The organism is Chloroflexota bacterium (genome assembly GCA_026706485.1).
Taxonomy (GTDB): domain Bacteria; phylum Chloroflexota; class UBA11872; order UBA11872; family UBA11872; genus JAJECS01.
The window spans coordinates 49,555-67,356 of the sequence record JAPOYR010000004.1 but is presented as its reverse complement, the minus strand read 5'-3'; the positions used below and the strand labels follow the sequence as shown (position 1 = coordinate 67,356).

The following is a 17,802-nucleotide window of genomic DNA, read 5'->3' as shown; positions in this document are numbered from 1 at the left end:
GCCTTTCCTAGATTTGTAGGGGCGCCCCTTGTGGGCGCCCGCTGCGCCGCTGACCAGGGCAGCCACAAGGGCTGCCCCTACAGTTATTGACTCGAATGAACCAGGCGAAACCACCGACCGTAATCGCGGCCGGCGAGGTCATGGTCGAGCTGGCGGGTCCCAAGCCGCTGGCGCGGGTGGAAACGATCAAGCGCTCGAACTCCGGCGACGTGCTCAACGTGGCCGTCGCGCTGGGTCGGCTGGGCCTGCCGTGCGCGATTCTCACCAAGGTCGGCGACGATCCGTTCGGCGACTATCTGCTCGAGGACTGGGCCGGCCTCGGCGTTGACCAGCGCTACGTGACGCGGGGCGGCGGACCGACCGGCCTCTACGTCGCCGAGCACGCCGCCGACACCAGCTACCAGATCTGGTACTGGCGGAAGGGCAGCGCCGCGTCGACGATCGCGCCCGCCGACGTGGACCGGGTGGACCTGGGCGGCGTGCGGCTGGTGCATCTGAGCGGCATCTCGCAGGCCATTTCGGCGTCGTCTCGGGCCGCGACGCGGCGCCTGGCGGAGCGCGCCCGCGAGCGCGGCATCCCGGTCTCGCTGGACATCAACTTCCGCCCGCAAATCTGGTCGGGGGAAGAAGCGGCGAAGGCGATGCACGAGGTGCTGCCGGACGCGAACCTCGTGTTTTGCGGCGCGCCGGATGAGTCGCTGGCCGTGGCGGGCCTCAGCGACCCCGAGGACGCCGCGGGGTACTTCCTGGACCGCGGAGCGCAGGTTGTGGCGGTCACGATGGCCGAGAACGGCGCGTTCGCGGCAGATGCCGACGACACCGTGCGCTTGCCGCACGTGGCGCGGCGCATCCAGGGACCCCAGGGCGCGGGCGACGCGTTCGTGGGCGGATTCCTGGCGGGACGCCTAGCGGGCGCGGGCCTTGCGACATGCACGCGCTTCGGGACCCTGGTCGCGGGCCTGAAGGTCGAAAGACCGGGACCGCTGCACGGCCTGCCCCAGCGCCCCGAGATCGTGGCGCGCGCCGCCGAGCTCGGGTGGGACGACGTGCTGCGGACGCTCGATGTGCTGGAGGCAGACTCTGACCGGAACGCATCGGAGGTGACGGGATGATCGTGGTGACCACGTTGGAGATTTCCGGGCGGGAGATCACCGAGACCCTGGGAATCGTGCAGGGCAACAGCGTGCGAGCGCGCGGCATCGGCCGCGACCTCATGGCCGGGCTCCGCTCAATCAAGGGCGGCGAGGTGCGCGAGTATGCCGAGCTGCTGGCGCAGGCCCGACGCGAGGCGGTGGAGCGCATGGTGGCCCACGCCGAGTCGCTGGGCGCCGACGCCGTCGTGGGCACGCGCTACAACGCCGCCGACGTGATGCAGGGCGTGGCCGAGCTCTTGGCCTACGGCACCGCCGTCCGCACGGCGGCCAAGGACTAGTTCGCCGGCAGGTCGAGCTCGGGCGGCCATCCGAGTGCAGGCGCGTCGCCGCTGCGCTCGTAGGCCAGCGCGATACGCACGGCCGTCCGCTCGCGGTATTTGGGAGCCACGACCTGCATGCCCACGGGCATGCCGTCGGAGCCGCGGCCGCACGGCAGGCACACCACGGGCTCGTGCGTGCAGTTGAAGCACCGCGTGAAGCGACCCATCCAGGTGAAGTCGGTTAGGGCCTGCGCGATGGGCACGGGCGAGCGCGGGAGGGCGGGCACCACGAGAGCGTCCACCTGGCTGGTGGCGCGCCGGTAGTCCGCCAGCGCGTCGTCGCGCATGGCCCGCAGGCGTCCCAGCGACACCGCGGTGTCCCGGGGATCCAGGTCCAGGACTTCCAGTCCCGCCGCCAAGCGCTCACGTAGAGGTTCGCCGACCCGGGACAGGTCACCGCCGGTCGCCGCCGAGATCGAGGCGTGGGATTCGAGAATCATGATGCCCCAATGGGACTCGATCACCTGCGGCAGCGACGACAGCTCGACCGCCACCAACTCGGCGCCCAGCCGCGCCAGCGCGTCGATGGTGCCGCGCACGATTCGCTCGATCTCGGGGTCGATCTCCTCGAAGAAATAGCTGGACGGCACGCCGAGGCGCAGGCCGTCGAGTCCGGCGTCCGCGTCGGGCACGAGGTGCGTCAGGCTATTGGACTCGCCGATGCGCGCCTCGTCGTCCGGGTCCACCATGGCGCGCAGCATCAGCGCCGCGTCCAGGGTGGTGCGGGCCATGGGCCCCGGCGTGTCGAACGTCGGCGCCAGTTGGCGCACGCCGTCCAGGCTGACGCGGCCGTAGGTGGGCTTGATGCCGACCACGCCGCAGGCGGCGGCCGGCATGCGAATGGAGCCGCCCGTGTCCGAGCCGAGCGCGGCGAACATCATGCCCGCCGCGACCGCGATTCCGGACCCGCTGCTCGAGCCGCCGCTGACCCGCGACGTGTTCCACGGGTTGAGGCCCGGTCCAAACTGGGAGATCGCGCCGGTCGGGTGCAGCGCCATCTCGTCGCAGTTCAGCTTGGCGATGACGACCGCGCCGGCGCGCTTGAGCTGGCGCACGAGGGTGCTGTCCCGTTCGGCGATATGACCGTCGAAGACGTGGGAGCCAGCCGTGGTCGGCGTTCCGGCCACGTCGGCCAGGTCCTTGATGCCGATCGGGACGCCGTGCAACGGCCCGCGGTGGGTGCCGCCGACGATCTCGCGTTCCGCCCGCCGCGCGGCCTCCAGCGCCTGGTCGCCGAGGATCGTGGTCGTGGCGTTGAGCGCCGGACCCAGCCGCTCGGTGCGCGCCAGGCAGGCGCGGGTCACCTCGACCGGGCTGACCTCGCCATTGGCGATGCGCTCACCGATCTCGACCAGGGTGTACTGCCACAGCTCGGTGGCGTTAGTCACTCGCGTCGTCCCAGCCGAGCCAGTCGACCTCGGGCGCCGTCCGCTCCCGCGTGTCGGGCGGTGCGTTGGGCGACGGATAGCCGAGGTAGATGAACCCGACGAGCCGGTCCGTGTCGCCGATGCCCAGTGCCTTCCGGCTGGCGACGTAGTCGCACATCGCGCCGGTGCGCCACTTGGCCGCCAGGCCTTCGGCGTGGGCCGCCAGCAGCATGTTCTGCACCGCGCAGCAGCAGGCGGCGTAGTCTTCCAGGTCCATCACCGGGTCGTCCGCACGCGGGTGGCTCACGACGATCACGATGGGCGCGCGCGTGAGCTTGGCGCGGGCGCCCTTGATCTCGCCGGCGGCGATCGGATCGTTGGCGTCGAGCTCGTCGCGCAGGCCGTCGCTGATGGCCTCGCCGACCGTCCGACGCGCGTCCCCGGCAAGCACGTGAAACCGCCAGGGTTCGGTCATGCGATGGTTGGGCGCCCACACGGCCACGTCGATGAGCCGTTGAATGGCGGCCTGCGACGGCACGTCGTCCGTCAGGGCGTTGATGCTGCGGCGATCACGCAGCGCCGTAAGGGTATCCACGGCACCTCGAATGCTTGGGGCTGGCCGTCACGGGGTCATGGTAGCGATTCACACCGCACAGCGGCGCGTCGGCTCCGGTACGGTGGGCCGCCGATATTCCAGTGATGGCCAGCCATTGCCGCCAACCTGGCGACGTTCCCTTGATCACAGACGCTCGATTTCCCGTGGTGTAGGCTTGGCCGCCCAGCGGCGGGGCATCTGCTGCTGGTCATTGGGAGAACGACATGGCAGGAGACAAGCTTGTCATTCTGACCGTGGAAATCCAGCGCGAGGGCGAGCATTGGGTTGGCCGCTGTGTGGAGCTCGGCACGGCCACATTCGGGGACTCCGTTGACGAGGTTCACGAAGAACTTATCGATCTAGTCGTTCTCCACCTGAATGGGCTGGAGGATGCCGGGGAACGGGAACGGTTCCTCGAGGCGCATGGAATCAAGGTCTACGAGGATTCGGTGCCGCAGGAGGTTGAGCGGCCTGTGCCAATCAGTCGCGACGCCCCACTATTCACGCAGATACTCCCAATGCAGATCGACTCACCTCGCTCGACGGCAGCCATGGCCACGGCGTAGGAGGCGGGAGCCGTCTCCAGCCGTGCGGGGCTGCCCGCGATGACTTGCGCAAAGCTGGAGCGGTTGCTAGAACGCGACGGCTGGCACAAGGGTCGAGCGTCGAAGCACGGCGTCGTATATCGGAAGACCTTTGTTGTCGACGGTCGGGCCGAGACCCGAGTCACGGTCATTTCGACCAAGAAACACAAGCGGAACAAGCCAATCCCACGTGGCACCCTACGCGAAATCCTGGGGCCGAAACAGACCGGGCTCGGGGGAGACGGGCTCCGCAGACTCATCGACTTGCACGGCTGATACCGCCGGCGACGCGACTCCGGCAGCCAAACGTGGACACCCTTGTCGTAAGGTCAACAGGTCTGCGGGAGCCGCGTGCCGTGCGACAGTCGGCTGCAACACGCCCCCGTAGTTCCTAGGGGTCAAAGCGACCCACAACTCGGCGGCGGTACTCTTGGGCGGCGATGTCGAGTTTGGGCCTGGGTTGAGGCAGCGCGCAATGCGAATCGGCGTCCTCACCGGCGGCGGCGACTGTCCGGGGCTCAACGCCGCCATTCGCGGCGTGGTGCGCCAGGCGGAGCGCCAGGGCTGGACCGTGCTCGGCTTTCGCGAAGGCTGGGCCGGCGTGCTCGCCGCAGAGGCCGAGCCGCTGACAATCGAGGCCACGGACCCCATGCTGGCCGAGGGCGGCACGATGCTGGGCTCGTCGCGCACGAACCCGCTGCGCGACCCTGAGTCGTTCGCCAGGGCTCGCGCCGTGTTCGACGACCTCGAGCTGCGCGGGCTGGTGGTCATCGGCGGGGACGACACGCTGTCCGTCGCCGGCGCCATGGCGGCCGAGGGCGACGCCGTGGTGGGCATTCCCAAGACGATCGACAACGACGTGCCGGAAACGGACGTCTGCATCGGCTTCGACACCGCCGTCACCACGGTGTCAAACGCCGTGGGACGAGTGCGGACCACTGCCGTCTCGCATCGGCGCGTGGTCGTGGTGGAGACCATGGGACGCGACGCGGGCTGGCTGGCGGCGGCGGGCGGCCTGGCGGGCCGGGCCGACTACATTGCGGTGCCGGAGCGGTCCCTCGAACTCTCGACGCTGGTGTCGCACGTAGAGAGCCGCGCCGCCCGCGGCTTGCCGTTCAGCGTGATCGTCGTGGCCGAAGGCGCCGAGATCGTGGACCTGGAGGTCGACCCGGCTGAGGTCCACGCCTCGGACGAGTTCGGCCACGTGCAACTCTCGGCGCGCGGCTTAGGGTACGCGGCCGCCGGCGCGCTCGAACGCGTCCTCGGGCGCAGCGTTAATGCGGTGGTCCTGGGGTACACGCAGCGCGGCGGACCGCCCTCGCCCTTCGACCGCGTCCTCGGCACGCGCTGCGGAGTGGCAGCGGTCGACTACCTGGCATCCGGCGACCACGGCATGCTCACCGCCCTGCAGCGCAACCGCATCGTGCCGGTGCCCCTGGCCGACGTGGCCGGGCGCACGCGGTGCCTGGACGCGAGCTACCTGGCGTTGCTGGATTTGTTCGACTAGCGGGGGCAGGGGCATTCGGGCGGCCGGTAGGCGTTGACCCCCATCCCAACCTTCCCCCTTGCGGGAGACGCTTGCGTAACCCTTCGTCATTCCCGCGAAGGCGGGAATCCACCCCTCAATGAACCTCGGGGCGGAAAGGGTGCGCCCGGTCATCCCCCAGCCCGTCTGGATTTTGCAAAAGCCTCCTTGCAGGGAGAGGGAGTTTTTCGCGCGATTTCGTATCCCGGCGCGGCGCGTGCGAGAATCTCTAACCATTTCGGCTCGGCAGAGCCCATCGTCCGAACGCCCGTGCGTCGCCGGCGCGCAGTTCCAGCCGGCGGATCGACCGCAGCGGGCGCGGCGCCGAATGCCATGACTGTCGAAACTCCCTCCATCGAGGACACCTACCGCGACCTTCGGTCCAAGCTTGCCGACGTGGTGCCCGAGCCGGAGCTGGCGATTAAGGCCGAGCTGGCCTACCGCATCAATCGGCTCAAGCGCGAGCGCGGCGCCGTGATCCTGGGCCACAACTACATGGAGCCGGCGCTGTTTCACTCCGTGTGCGACTACACGGGGGACTCGCTGGAGCTCAGCCGCATCGCCGCCACCACCGAGGCGGATCCGATCGTGTTTTGCGGCGTCCGCTTCATGGCCGAGACGGCCAAGATCCTCAACCCCGATCGCACCGTGCTGCTCCCGGCGCAGCGCGCCGGATGCTCGCTGGCGGCGTCCATCACGGCGGCGGACGTGCGCGAGCTGCGCCGCCGCTATCCGGGCACGCCGGTGGTGACCTATGTGAACACCTACGCCGACGTGAAGGCGGAGTCGGACGTTTGCTGCACGTCCAGCAACGCGGCCCAGGTGGTGGAGTCGCTGGACGCGGAGCAGGTGATCTTCCTGCCCGACGAATACTTGGCCCGCAACGTGGCGGCGTCCACGTCCAAGCAGATTGTGTTTCCGAGCGCACAGCCGGTGCCCCAGGAACGCCGCGCGGCAGACGAGTCCAATGGCCTGCGGTACGAGATCGTGGGCTGGCATGGCCGCTGCGAGGTCCACGAGCAGTTCACCGTGCAGGACATCCGCGACGTGCGGGCGCAGTTTCCGGACGTGGTGGTGCTGGCGCACCCGGAGTGCAGCCCGGAGGTCGTCGCGGCGTCGGACTTCTCGGGATCGACCGGGGCGATGTCCCGCTACGTGACCGAGACCGACGCGCCCCGCTACCTGCTGCTCACCGAATGCAGCATGGGGGACAACATCGCCGCCGAGGTGCACGACAAGGAAATGGTCCGTCTCTGCTCGGTGCGCTGCCCGCACATGAACGAGATCACGCTCGAGGAAGTGCTGGCGTCCCTGCGCGAAAACCGCTACCAGATCGAGGTGGAGCCAAGCGTCCGCGCGCGCGCCCGGCGGGCGATCGAGCGCATGTTGGAGATCACCTGAGGCGGCGGACGGTCAAGGTGTCATTCCGAGCGTAGCGAGGAATCTAAGGCCGTCGACCTCGGGTGCGGAGATCAGGCGCCACGAGCCCGAACCTGGATTCCGGCCTCCGCCGGAATGACGGAGCTTCCTTAGCTCGCCAGGTACTCCCGCAGCGGGCGCGCCGCCTGTGAGCGCTGAAGCTTGCGCAGGGCTTCGACCTGCAGCTGGCGGATACGCTCGCGCGTGAGCCCGAAGTGGGCGCCAATTTCGTCGAGCGTCCAGGGCTCGTTGCCGTCCAGGCCGAAGCGCAGCGTCAGAATGGTGCGCTCACGGTCGGGCAGGATGGCGAGGGCGCGGTCGACGTCGTCGCTCAGCGACTCCACGAGCAGCCGCCCGTCCGGCGCCTCGGGCTCGGGATCTTCCACGAAGTCCGACAGCGGCTCCTCGCCGTCTTCACCCACGGGCTGCTCCAGCGACATGGGCGAGCGTCCGGCGCGCACGATCTCGACGATGCGATTGGGATCGAGCTTCAGCACGTCGCCCAGCTCCTCGGCCGTGGGGTTGCGCTCCAACTGCGTGGCAAGGTCCGGCGCGATGCGGCGGATCTTGCGCAGCGTCTCGACCACATGGACGGGCAACCGCACGGTGCGCGAGTCATTGGAAAGCGACCGCGTGATCGCCTGCCGGATCCACCAGGTGGCGTAGGTGCTGAACTTGAAGCCGCGGCGCCAGTCGAAGCGCTCGACGGCCTGCATCAGGCCCAAGTTGCCCTCTTGAATCAAATCGAGCAGCGGCAGGCCGCCCGTGGCGTAGCGCTTGGCCACGTTGACCACCAGGCGGAGGTTCGCGCGGGTCAGGTGCGCGCGGGCTGCGTCGTCGCCGGCCTCGACGCGCTTGGCCAGCGCCACTTCCTCCGCGGCCGTGAGCAGCGGCACGCGGTTGATCTCGTTGAGATAGAGGCGCAGCGTGTCTTCGATTGACGCGCCCACGCCGGGCTGCGGCACCGGGCTCGGCTCGGACGCCCAACCCCCACTGCCGCCCGACGACGCCTCGTCGCCGGCCGTGCTGTCACGCGGCTCGAGCTGCGAGAGCGCATCTTCCCAAGCGTTCGGGGCGGGAGAGGCCGACACGTCAGTCGCGGGTGCCACCGGGGGTTCCTCGGTTCACAGCAGGTGTCCGCAAGTGCGCGGGCACCGGTCACTCGATGAAGGCATTCTACACGTTTTTACAGATAAGTCTGTACAAACTGTGCAAATTCCTACCTTCGGGGCGAGGATTTCGGTTGTTTGCCCCCTAGCGGCGGTGGTAGCTTCGATTGACGGCATCACACCCCCGGGGCCTGCCATTTGCGCACGTTAAGCCCCCGCGACGAGATCCTGCGGACGCTCAAAGTCGGCGGGGCCATGTTTGCGCCCGACATCGCCGACCGCGTGGGGACCGGCACGTCCGCCGTCCGACCGCATCTCGAGAGCCTGACGGCCGACGGCCTGGTGACGGCAAACCCCGTACGTGGGCGGCCGGGCCGGCCGCGCTATCGCTATCACCTGACGGCCAAGGGCCACGAGACCTTCGAGCGCACCTACGACGACCTCGCGTCGTGCATGGTCGACGCGGTGCTGGAGTTGGGCGGCGAGTCCCTGCTGCAGGCCGTGCTGGAACGGCACGAACGCCGCCAGCTCGACAAGTACATCCCCCGAGTTCGCGGCCTGCCGTTCGATCTCCGCGTGCACGAGGTGGCCCGCATCCTGGACGAGTGCGGCTATATGGTCGAGCTCGAGACCACGGACGACGGCTACCGCCTGCGCGAGCACAACTGCCCGGTTTCACGCGTGGCCGAGGGCTGCACCGCCGCCTGCGAATCGGAATTGCGCTTCATCCGCAAGCTGGTGCAGGCCGACGTCGAGCAGTTGGTGGTTTCGCCAAAGGGCGACCAGGCATGCTGCTATGCCATCCGCCGATGAGGACGGCCGCCGCGGCGTAGACGCTGCCGGGCGCATCTATCTCGACCACGCGGCGACCACGCCGGTCGATCCCGAGGTCATGGCCGCCATGCTGCCCTTCTTGACGACGCACGCGGGCAACGCCAGCAGCTTGTACCTGGAGGGCCGCGAGGCGCGCGCCGCGCTGGATGACGCCCGTGAGGCCGTGGCCGACGTGCTGGCCTGCGATGCGGCGGAGGTCGTGTTCACCGGCAGCGGCAGCGAGGCCGCCAATCTTGCGATCCGCGGCGTGGCCTGGCGCGCCCACGAGGCAGGACGGCGCCACCTGGTGACCAGCGCCGTCGAGCACCACGCGGTGCTGCACACGGTGCAACAGCTGGAGCGCCGGCATGGATTCGAGGCGACCTACGTGCCCGTGGACAGCGATGGACGCGTCGATCCCGCCGAGGTACTTGCCACGGTGCGAGGCGACACGGCGCTGGTCTCGGTGATGTACGCGAACAACGAAGTGGGCACGGTGCAGCCGGTGGCCGAGATTGCGGCGGCGCTGGCGGACCACCCGGCCCTGGTGCACACCGACGCCGTGCAAGCCGCCGGCAGCCTGAGCCTGGCAACGCCCGAGTTGGTCGTGGACCTGCTCTCGCTCACGGCGCACAAGGTGTACGGACCGAAGGGCGTGGGCGCGTTGTACGTGCGGCGCGGGGTGCGGCTGGCGCCGCAGATCGTGGGCGGCTCCCAGGAGCGCAACCGGCGCGCCGGGACGGAAAATGTGGCCGGCGCGGTGGGACTTGCGGCGGCGCTGACCCGCGCAGATGCCGAGCGCGCGGCGAGCAACGCGGCAAATGCCGAGCTCACAGGCGTCCTGTTGGCGGATTTGACGGACATCGCGGGAGTGCGCCTCACCGGGCCGACCAGTCGCCGCCTGCCGAATTCCGCCAGCTTCGTCATCGAGGGCGTGGACAGCGAGGCGCTGCTGCTGCGGCTGGACGCGGCGGGGATCGCGGCTTCCAGCGGCTCCGCCTGCACCTCGGCGTCGCTGGAGCCGTCCCACGTGCTGCTGGCCATGGGGATCCCGGCGGACATCGCGCGCAGCAGCCTGCGGCTCACGACGGGACGCTCGAACACCGACGCCCAGATGCGACGCGCCGTGGACATCATCGGTGAGGCCATTGGGCGGCTGCGGCGCAACGCCGATGCCGCCGCCGCGGTTTCGATGGCGTAGACTTCCGATGCGACAAGGTGCTGGGAGACGCGCGGGATGATGGATTCGCTGCCGATGGCCGCTGCGGCGCCGGTGCTGGCGATCACCGAGTCGGCGGCCGCGCAGTTCGAGCGCATGCGCGCCAAGCGCAACAAGCCCGAAGCGGTGCTGCGGGTCCGCGTGGTGCCGGATTCAGGCTGCGGCGATTTCCGCTACGCCATGGGGATCGAGCCCGGTCCGCGCGACGGCGACATGTCCATCGACGCGCACGGCATCACGGTTATCGTCGACCCCGCCAGCGTCGGACTGCTGCGCGGCTCGACGCTCGACTACAGCGACGCGCTGATCGACGGCGGCTTCAAGCTGCTCAATCCCAACGCCCAGAGCGCCTGCGGCTGCGGCCAGTCGTTCACCACCAGCGGTCGGGCCGTCACCAGCGAGCACAAGCGCGGGGTGCTGGGGATCTAGCAGGGGACGTCGCGCCGGCTACCAATCAGGTGGCTTGCGAATCTCCTGGCCAGACAAGAGATCCCAAATAGGCAAGGCCCCCGCTAATGGGGGCCTCGCTGCCAGCCAAGAGTGCACTTGGCTGGGGCAGTACTCAGTTCTAGCAGGCGACTCCGAGCCGAACAACCGATTCGCTGGCAACCAATCGCTCCAACTCCGGAGCGCCGGGGCCTGCGACCGGCCATGGACGGAGGGATTTACCACCATCCGCTTTGACCGGCGGTCATTGCGCGGTACTATCAGACAGCGCACGCCCTACGTGCGCAGCCAGGTCAATGTTGACCTGGGGCATTCCCGCGAGGAAGGGGGAACGCATGACCCACTACGTTGGTCCACGAGCGACCATCTCTGCCCGCACGGGCGAGCACATCTGCCCGCGTTGCGTCGGCCGTGGATTTCGCCGCTACGACGGAGGCGGGCGTCCGCTTGCGCGCGCGAGCTACGCCGGTGCAGCGTTCTGGCGCTCGTGCTCCCAATGTCACGGCACGGGTCACGTGCCGGAGGGTGTGACGTCGCTCGCGGCGTAGCGCTCGAATCGCGGTGATCCGCGAGCGCTCCGGCTCCCCGGCCGGAGCGCTCGTTTCATGTGCCGAGCTTGGCGTTAGAGCGAGATTCCGCCGTCGATCACCAGCACCTCGCCGGTGGTGAAGGTGGATTGGAGCAGGTGAATCACCGACTCGGCGACGTCCTCGGCCACGGCGGCGCGCTGCAGGGGCGTCTTTTCCACCGCCGCGTCCAGGAACTCGCGCCGGTCGTCGACCCAGCGCGTGTCGATGATCCCCGGCGCCACGGCATTCACGCGCACCTCCGGCGCCAGGGCCCGCGCCAGCGACCGGGTCATGGTGTTGAGCGCACCCTTGGACGCAGCGTAGGGAATCGAGCTGCCGGCGCCGGTGTTGCCCGCCACCGAAGACACGTTGACCACGGCGCCCGCGCCGGCGGCGCGCATGTGCGGTACGCAGGCGCGCGTGGCGTAGAACGCGCCGAAGAGATTCACGCCCATCACGCGCTGCCAGGCCGCCTCGGTGAGCGCGTCGAGATCCGGGTGGTCCACAAACACGGTGGTCCCCGCGCTGTTCACCAGGTAGTCGACGCAGCCCAGAGCCGCCGCGGCCTGCTCCACCATGGCGACGACGGACGCGTTGGACGCCACGTCGGCCTGCAGCGCCACGGCCTCCACGCCTTCGGCCTCGCAGTCGCGGGCGGTGGCGGCGGCCTCGTCCGCCGAGCGGGAGTAGTTGACGGCCACGCTCACGCCCAGCCGCGCCAGGCCGAGCGCGGTGGCGCGACCTACTCCCGTCCCGCCGCCGGTGATGATTGCCGCTCGACCCTCGATCGACATGCGCTCCTCCTGCTTGCCTGCCGGTAAAGGCGCTATTGTGGCACCGCTCTCCGTGGCATCGGGATGGCGCCGCCGACATGGAATCGACCCACTCCCTCAAGACGGGCGAGCGGCTCGACGTGACCACGCTGGGACCCGGCGAGGGCCGCGGCGACTCCGCCGTGAATCGCGAACTCTGGTGGTTCATCGTCCAGCCCTTCGACCCGTGGACATCGCCTGGCGAGAACGAGCTCGTCGCCCGCGCCCTCCGCGGCGCGACCGACGACTCGCTGCACGACGTCCTGATCGTCGGGCGCATCGACGGGGAAATCGTGGGCACGGTGTGGCACGGCACCAGCCGCAACACGCGCGAGGTCGGCGGCTACGGCTTCGTGCGCACCGACCCGGCCCATCGCGGCAAAGGCGTGGCGCAGACGCTGACGCGGTTGTCGGTCGAGAGGTTCTGGGCGGACGGCGGGCTCGTCATCTACCTGGGCACGGTTGCCCCCGACGCGGCCCACGTCTACGAGAAGCACGGCTACCGCCGCTACAACGGCATCGGCATGCGCGCGCTGCGGCCGGGCAGCGACCCGGAGACCTTTGACGACGAGTACTTCGCGCACGACGGCTCGGCCCCGCTGGCGCGCGACGCCGGATGGGGCGATATCGGCGGCTACCCGGCGCTGATGCTGTCGCCCGAGCCGAGGGACTGGCGCATCCGCGACTTCACCGAGGCCATCTTCTACGACCCGCCGGAGGTGCAGTCGGGATCGTGCCTGCGGCCGTTCGTCAGCTCCATGCTGCGGCGGGAGACGCACCCGGCCAACCGGTTCAAGGTGCTGGTGACGCGCCGCGACCGCCTCGTGGCCGCCGCCGGCCTCTTCACGCCGACCGCCGCGCCGCTGGACGGCAGCGCGACCCTGGAGGTGCTGTGCCATCCGGCCTACGGCGGCGAGTTCTCGTCATTCCTGGGCGCGGTGCTGGCCGAGGGCCGCGAGGCCGGCGTGCGCACGGTGCGCGCCTATGCCTCCGGCGAGAGCCGCACCGCCGCGCTGGCCGCGGTGGGCTTCTCCGCCGAATCGACCCTGTCGCGCCACCTGCAGTGCGGCGACCGCGCCGTCGACGTGACGGTGCTGCGGCGCGACCTGGCTTAGCCGTGGCAGAGATGACCTTTCACAAGGTCGGCGACGAAAAGATCCTGCCGCCGCCCGGCCAAATGGTGGCGGTGACGGTGGACTGGTCGGACGTGGTGATTGCAAACGTCGACGGCGAGTACCACGCCATCCAGGGCGTGTGCGAGCACGCAGGTGGGCCGCTGGGCGCGGGCTATCTGGTCGGCTGCCAGCTCACCTGCCCCCTCCACGCGTGGACCTATGACGTGACGGACGGCTGGCTGATCCGACCCCCGTGGGGCCAGCGCATCCAGACCTACGAGGTGCGCGTGCGCGAGGGCCAGGTCGAAGTGGCGGCGCGGGAAGAAAGCTAGTCGGGCGGGGCCGCGCGGCTCAATTGAATCCGGACCGGCAGGCCGTTGAGCGTGTGCTTGGCCTCGGCCGCGTCGGGCGGCGGCTCGCCGCCGTTGACCACAACGGCCAGCACCTCGCCCGCGATCCAGGCCTGGTGCTCCGCTAGCGTCGGTTCCACCTCACCGCCGCCACCGATCCAAAGCCGAATCCGGTCTGAGACCTCTAAGCCCGCGTCGCGGCGCAGGCCCTGGGTGGCGTGGACCAGCTCGCGCGCCAGGCCCTCGCGGGCCAGCGCGTCGTCGACGTCCGTCGCGACGGCCACGATCACCCCGTCCTGCTCGGCGACGCCGAAGCCCTCGCGCGGCGTGCGGCGCACGTTGAGGTCGTCGGGAGTGAGCGTCTCGACCGCGCCGTCCAGGTCCACCTTCAGCTCGCCGCGCTCATCCAACTCGCGCACGGCGTCGGCTGCATCCAAGGCGGCCAGCGCGGCGGCGACCTGCTTCACGCGTGGGCCGAAGCGCGGACCCAGCCTTCGGTAGTTGGGCTGAATCTGGAACTCGACCAGCTCATGCTCGGACGCCATGCGCTCCAGCGCCTTGACGTTTAGCTCGTCCAGGACGTGCGTCTCGAGCGCCTGCACCGCCTCCCAGGCCGCGTCGTCGGGCACCTGGATCAGCGCCGACCGCAGCGGCTGGCGCAGCTTGACGTTGGCGGCGTTGCGCGCGGCCCGACCGGCCCGCACCACCCGCTGCACCTCGGCCATGGCGGCGTCCAGCCCCGGGTCGCGCCGGTCGTCGCGGGCCTGCGGCCAGTCGGTCAGGTGCACGCTCTCCGGGGCGCTCGGGTCCACGCCGCGCACCAGGTTCTGGTAGATGTCCTCGGTCCAAAACGGCATCACCGGCGCCAGCAGGCGCACCAGCGTGGTCAGCACTTCGTAGAGCGTCTGGTAGGCGGCGCGCTTGTCGAGGTCGCCCTCGGACTTCCAATATCGCCGCCGCCCGCGCCGCACGTACCAGTTCGAGACGTCCTCGATGAATCGCCGAGCCGCGCGCTGGCCGCGGTGCACGTGGAAGGTGTGTAAGGCCTCGGTCATCGTGTCGATCAGCGTCTGCAGTTGTGACAGCACCCAGCGGTCCAGGTCCGGGCGCTCGGCCAGCGGCACCTCCGGCTGCGTCGGGTCGAACTCGTCCAGGCGGGCGTAGGTGACGAAGAACGCGTAGACGTTCCACAGGGTCAGCATGCGCCGCTTGACCTCGCCCGCCGGGCCGTATCCGAAGTTGATGTTGTAGAGCGGGTTTTGCCCGGCGTAGAGCCAGCGCATCACGTCCGCGCCCATGCGCTCGGCGGCCTCGCCGAACTCGATGGCGTTGCCCCAGCTCTTGTGCATGGCGCGGCCGGTCTCGTCGTTGAGCTTCTCGTAGACGAACACGGACTGATAGGGCGAGCGGTTCTCCAGCGTGACGCTCATGAAGAGCATGGAGTAGAACCACAGCCGGATCTGCTCGCGCATCTCGGTGATGAAGTCGGCGGGATACCAGCGCTGGAACTCCTCGCTGCCCTCCAGGTAGCCCAGGGTGGAAAACGGCACGATGCCGGCGTCCAGCCAGGCGTCGCCGACCGCGTCGATACGCCGAACCGGCGCCTCGCAGCCCTCGCAACGAATGACCACCTCGTCGATCCAGGGGCGGTGCAGCTCGCGCAGCCCGTCCAGGCCGGAAACCGCGCGCTCCTCCAGGTGGGCCTTGGAGCCGATGACGGTCAGGTGGCCGCAGTCCCCGCAGGGATAGAACGGCAGCGGCAGGCCCCAAAATCGTCGCCGCGAGATGTTCCAGTCGCCCATGTTGCGCAGCCAGTCGGCCATGCGCGCGCCGGCGTAGTCGGGGACCCAGTGGACCGTGGCGGCGGCGTCCAGCATCGGCTGGCGCACCTCGTCGGCGCGGATGAACCACTCGTCGTCCACGCGGAAGACCAGCTCTTCCTGGCAGCGCCAGCAGTGGGGATAGCGGTGCTCGAAGCGGTGCGCCCGGTAGAGCAGCCCACGCCCGCGCAGGTCGTCAATGACGTCGTTTGCGACCTGGCGCGCGTCGCGCCCGGTGAGCCGATCGTAGCCCTCCACGTAGACGCCGTTCTCGTCGATGGGCACGAGCACCGGCAGGCCGAGCTCCTGGCTGAGGCGAAAGTCGTCCTCACCCGCGCCGGGAGCGATGTGCACGATCCCGGTGCCCTCGTCGGCGCCCACGTCCTTCCACGGAATCACGCGGTGCTCGGTGTCGGCGACGGCGGGCAGGTGGTCGAACGGCCCGTCGTAGGTCCAGCCGAGCATGTCCGCGCCCGTGATGCGGCCGACGACCTCGTGCGCGTCGTCGCCGATCGCCTCCTGCAGCGTGGCTTCGGCCAGAAAGTAGCGCTTGCCGTCGGCCATCTCGACCTCGACGTAGGTCAGCTCGGGATCGACCGCGGCGGCGACGTTGGCGGCCAGGGTCCAGGGCGTGGTGGTCCAGACGAGCAGCCAGGCGTTGTCCCGGCCGTGCAGCGGCAACCGCACGTAGAGCGCGTCGTGGGTGATTTCCTGGTAGGTGTCGATCAGCTCGTGCTGCGAGAGCGCCGTGCCGCAGCGCGCGCACCAGGGCATGGCGCGCTGGGCCACCTCGATCCAGCCACGCTCGTGACAGCGCCGCAGGAAGCCCCAGATGTGCTCGATGTTGCTGTCGGAGTGGGTGTAGTAGGAGTCGTCCCAGTCCATCCACTGGCCCAGGCGCACCGACTGCGACGTCTGAATGGCGGAGTAGGTGTCGACGCGCTCGCGGCAGGCGTCGGCGAAGGCCTCCAGCCCAAAGGCCTCGATGTCGCGCTTGGTCTCGAAGCCCAGCTCCTTCTCCACCTCCACCTCGAGCCAGAGCCCCTGGCAGTCGAAGCCGTTCTGATAGCGCTGGTGATAGCCGCGCATGGCGCGGTAGCGCTGGTAGACGTCCTTGTAAGTACGGCCCCAGGCGTGATGCACGCCCATGGGGTTGTTGGCCGTGATCGGGCCGTCGATGAAGGACCAGCGCGGGCCGTCCGCGTTCTTGGCGCGCAGCTTCTCGAACGCGCCCGCCTCGGCCCAGAAGTCCAGAATGCGGCGCTCCATGGAGGGAAAGTCCAACTCGTCCGGCAGCGGCTGGAAGGGGGAGGCCGCGTCGGGTGGCTTGGCTGGAGGGTTGCTAGAGCTCACGTCGAAACCCCCTCATCGTGTCCTTCTCCTACGAGGGGAGAAGGGGCTCGACACGACGTGCTGAGTCCCCGCCTTTTGTTCGTTGGCGTCCCCTCTCTGTCATTCCGAGCCGCAGGCGAGGAATCTAAGGGGCGGACAGACAGCACAACGTCCTTAGATTCCTCACGTTCGTTCGGAATGACAGGTGAGAGCGGCCGGACTGAGACTCGCCCGGTCCGGCCCCCTCTCCCCTTGCGGGAGAGGGTTGGGGTGAGGGGTCCCAACAGCACTTGTCCGACATTCCGGCCCCATCCGTCATTCCCGCGAAGAGCCTGCCCCGTACTTGATACGGGGCGGGAATCCACCGAAGTCGATGTCGAGTCGCCGCAACTCATGCCGTCAGTCCGCCAGGGCAATTTCGAGACGCCGGTTGATGCGTCCCTTGTTGACCGCGTTGACGATGCGCACCGCTCCGACCTCGGCGGTGTTGGCCACGTGGGTGCCGCCGTCCGCCTGGCGGTCCAGGTCCACGATCTCCACGATGCGAATCTGGCGAATGTGCTCGGGGACCAGGTTCACATGAGTGCGGATCAGGTCCGGCAGCTGGAAGGCCTCCTCGCGGGGGAGGGTGTAGACCTTGACCTCGCGCCCGTCGGCCAGAGCCGCGTTGAGCTGGTCCTCGACCTCCTGCTTGATCTCGTTGATGCGGATGCCTTCGAGGGAGAAGTCCATGCGGGCGCGGTTGCCGTCGTCGGCGATGTTGCTGCCGGTCACGTCGGCGTTCCAGCCGGTCCAGACGATGCCCGAGAGCGCATGCAGCGCCGTGTGCAGCCGCATGAAGCGGAAGCGCCGCTCCCAGTCCAGGCTGCCCGTCACCAGCGTGCCCGGCTCGGGCGGCTCGCCTTCGACGGCGTGGGCGATATCGCCGGCGCGCCGTTGCACGCGGGTCACCGGCCAGACCTCATTCCCGGCGCGCAGCTCGCCGGTGTCGCTCGGCTGCCCGCCGCCGCGCGGGTAGAAGGCGGTGCGGTCGAGCACCACGCCGTCCGGACCGGCCCGCTGCACCACGGCCTCGAAGGTCCGCACGTAGCTGTCGGTGCTGTAGAGATCCTCGGTCGCCATCCTCACTCGCCGTCCCGTCATGCTCCTTGGCGCGCGGCGCCGCAACAAAAAACCCGTCCCCTCCGGGACGGGCTCATGACCCGCGGTGCCACCCGCGATTGTCCGGCCGACGCCGGACCACTCAACCGCC

The 17,802-nt window shown here is 69.4% G+C and carries 17 protein-coding genes; 11 read left to right on the top strand and 6 right to left on the bottom strand.

The features are described from left to right. The first annotated feature begins 95 nt into the window (after positions 1-95). Both OXG79_02905 and OXG79_02900 read left to right on the top strand, forming a co-directional pair. Positions 96-1,112, top strand: a complete 1,017-nt coding sequence (locus OXG79_02905; GenBank protein ID MCY3782717.1) for a sugar kinase — start codon at positions 96-98, stop codon at positions 1,110-1,112. Beyond that, a complete protein-coding gene (locus tag OXG79_02900) occupies positions 1,109-1,432 on the top strand; it encodes a YbjQ family protein (protein ID MCY3782716.1) in 324 nt (107 codons plus the stop codon). The genes OXG79_02905 and OXG79_02900 overlap by 4 nt, the downstream gene beginning before the upstream one ends. On the opposite strand, the gene OXG79_02895 is transcribed toward OXG79_02900, so the two are convergent. Both OXG79_02895 and OXG79_02890 read right to left on the bottom strand, forming a co-directional pair. Continuing rightward, positions 1,429-2,862, bottom strand: a complete 1,434-nt coding sequence (locus OXG79_02895; GenBank protein MCY3782715.1) for an amidase — start codon at positions 2,860-2,862, stop codon at positions 1,429-1,431. The two genes, OXG79_02900 and OXG79_02895, sit on opposite strands and share 4 nt — an antisense overlap. Continuing rightward, positions 2,855-3,436, bottom strand: a complete 582-nt coding sequence (locus OXG79_02890; GenBank protein ID MCY3782714.1) for a nitroreductase — start codon at positions 3,434-3,436, stop codon at positions 2,855-2,857. Before OXG79_02890 ends, OXG79_02895 begins: the two co-directional genes overlap by 8 nt. A 224-nt stretch (positions 3,437-3,660) precedes the next feature. Here OXG79_02890 and OXG79_02885 point away from each other — a divergent pair, with 224 nt between their 5' ends. The 3 genes from OXG79_02885 to nadA all read left to right on the top strand — a co-directional run bounded on the left by OXG79_02885 (position 3,661) and on the right by nadA (position 6,946). Continuing rightward, the gene (locus OXG79_02885) at positions 3,661-4,002 is read left to right on the top strand and encodes a hypothetical protein (protein MCY3782713.1); all 342 of its coding nucleotides are present in this window, start codon (positions 3,661-3,663) and stop codon (positions 4,000-4,002) included. Positions 4,003-4,495: 493 nt separating this feature from the next. Beyond that, positions 4,496-5,527: an ATP-dependent 6-phosphofructokinase gene (locus tag OXG79_02880; GenBank protein MCY3782712.1), complete on the top strand. Its 1,032-nt coding sequence runs from the start codon at positions 4,496-4,498 to the stop codon at positions 5,525-5,527. Between the two features lie 351 nt (positions 5,528-5,878). After that, complete coding sequence (gene nadA / locus OXG79_02875) at positions 5,879-6,946, top strand: quinolinate synthase NadA (protein MCY3782711.1); 1,068 nt, start codon at positions 5,879-5,881, stop codon at positions 6,944-6,946. 128 nt (positions 6,947-7,074) lie between these two features. Here nadA and OXG79_02870 read toward each other — a convergent pair whose 3' ends face one another. Further along, entirely contained in the window at positions 7,075-8,073 is a 999-nt protein-coding gene (locus tag OXG79_02870) for a sigma-70 family RNA polymerase sigma factor (GenBank protein MCY3782710.1), read from the bottom strand. 198 nt (positions 8,074-8,271) lie between these two features. Here OXG79_02870 and OXG79_02865 point away from each other — a divergent pair, with 198 nt between their 5' ends. The 4 genes from OXG79_02865 to OXG79_02850 all read left to right on the top strand — a co-directional run bounded on the left by OXG79_02865 (position 8,272) and on the right by OXG79_02850 (position 11,100). Further along, positions 8,272-8,886, top strand: coding sequence for a helix-turn-helix transcriptional regulator (locus tag OXG79_02865; GenBank protein ID MCY3782709.1), 615 nt, complete (start codon positions 8,272-8,274; stop codon positions 8,884-8,886). Further along, a complete protein-coding gene (locus OXG79_02860) occupies positions 8,870-10,087 on the top strand; it encodes a cysteine desulfurase family protein (protein ID MCY3782708.1) in 1,218 nt (405 codons plus the stop codon). Before OXG79_02865 ends, OXG79_02860 begins: the two co-directional genes overlap by 17 nt. A 36-nt stretch (positions 10,088-10,123) precedes the next feature. Next, positions 10,124-10,534, top strand: coding sequence for an iron-sulfur cluster assembly accessory protein (locus tag OXG79_02855; GenBank protein MCY3782707.1), 411 nt, complete (start codon positions 10,124-10,126; stop codon positions 10,532-10,534). A gap of 353 nt (positions 10,535-10,887) precedes the next feature. After that, positions 10,888-11,100 carry a hypothetical protein gene (locus tag OXG79_02850; GenBank protein ID MCY3782706.1) on the top strand — a complete coding sequence of 71 codons (213 nt, stop codon included), beginning with the start codon at positions 10,888-10,890 and terminating at the stop codon, positions 11,098-11,100. A 74-nt stretch (positions 11,101-11,174) separates the two neighbouring features. Here OXG79_02850 and OXG79_02845 read toward each other — a convergent pair whose 3' ends face one another. Continuing rightward, positions 11,175-11,915: an SDR family NAD(P)-dependent oxidoreductase gene (locus OXG79_02845; protein MCY3782705.1), complete on the bottom strand. Its 741-nt coding sequence runs from the start codon at positions 11,913-11,915 to the stop codon at positions 11,175-11,177. 77 nt (positions 11,916-11,992) lie between these two features. Here OXG79_02845 and OXG79_02840 point away from each other — a divergent pair, with 77 nt between their 5' ends. Then, positions 11,993-13,048: a GNAT family N-acetyltransferase gene (locus OXG79_02840; protein MCY3782704.1), complete on the top strand. Its 1,056-nt coding sequence runs from the start codon at positions 11,993-11,995 to the stop codon at positions 13,046-13,048. Between the two features lie 11 nt (positions 13,049-13,059). Continuing rightward, a complete protein-coding gene (locus OXG79_02835; GenBank protein ID MCY3782703.1) occupies positions 13,060-13,380 on the top strand; it encodes a Rieske 2Fe-2S domain-containing protein in 321 nt (106 codons plus the stop codon). Here OXG79_02835 and ileS read toward each other — a convergent pair. Then, positions 13,377-16,571 carry an isoleucine--tRNA ligase gene (gene ileS / locus OXG79_02830; GenBank protein ID MCY3782702.1) on the bottom strand — a complete coding sequence of 1,065 codons (3,195 nt, stop codon included), beginning with the start codon at positions 16,569-16,571 and terminating at the stop codon, positions 13,377-13,379. The two genes, OXG79_02835 and ileS, sit on opposite strands and share 4 nt — an antisense overlap. Positions 16,572-16,949: 378 nt before the next feature. Then, entirely contained in the window at positions 16,950-17,672 is a 723-nt protein-coding gene (locus tag OXG79_02825) for an alanyl-tRNA editing protein (protein MCY3782701.1), read from the bottom strand. Between the last annotated feature and the right edge of the window lie 130 nt (positions 17,673-17,802).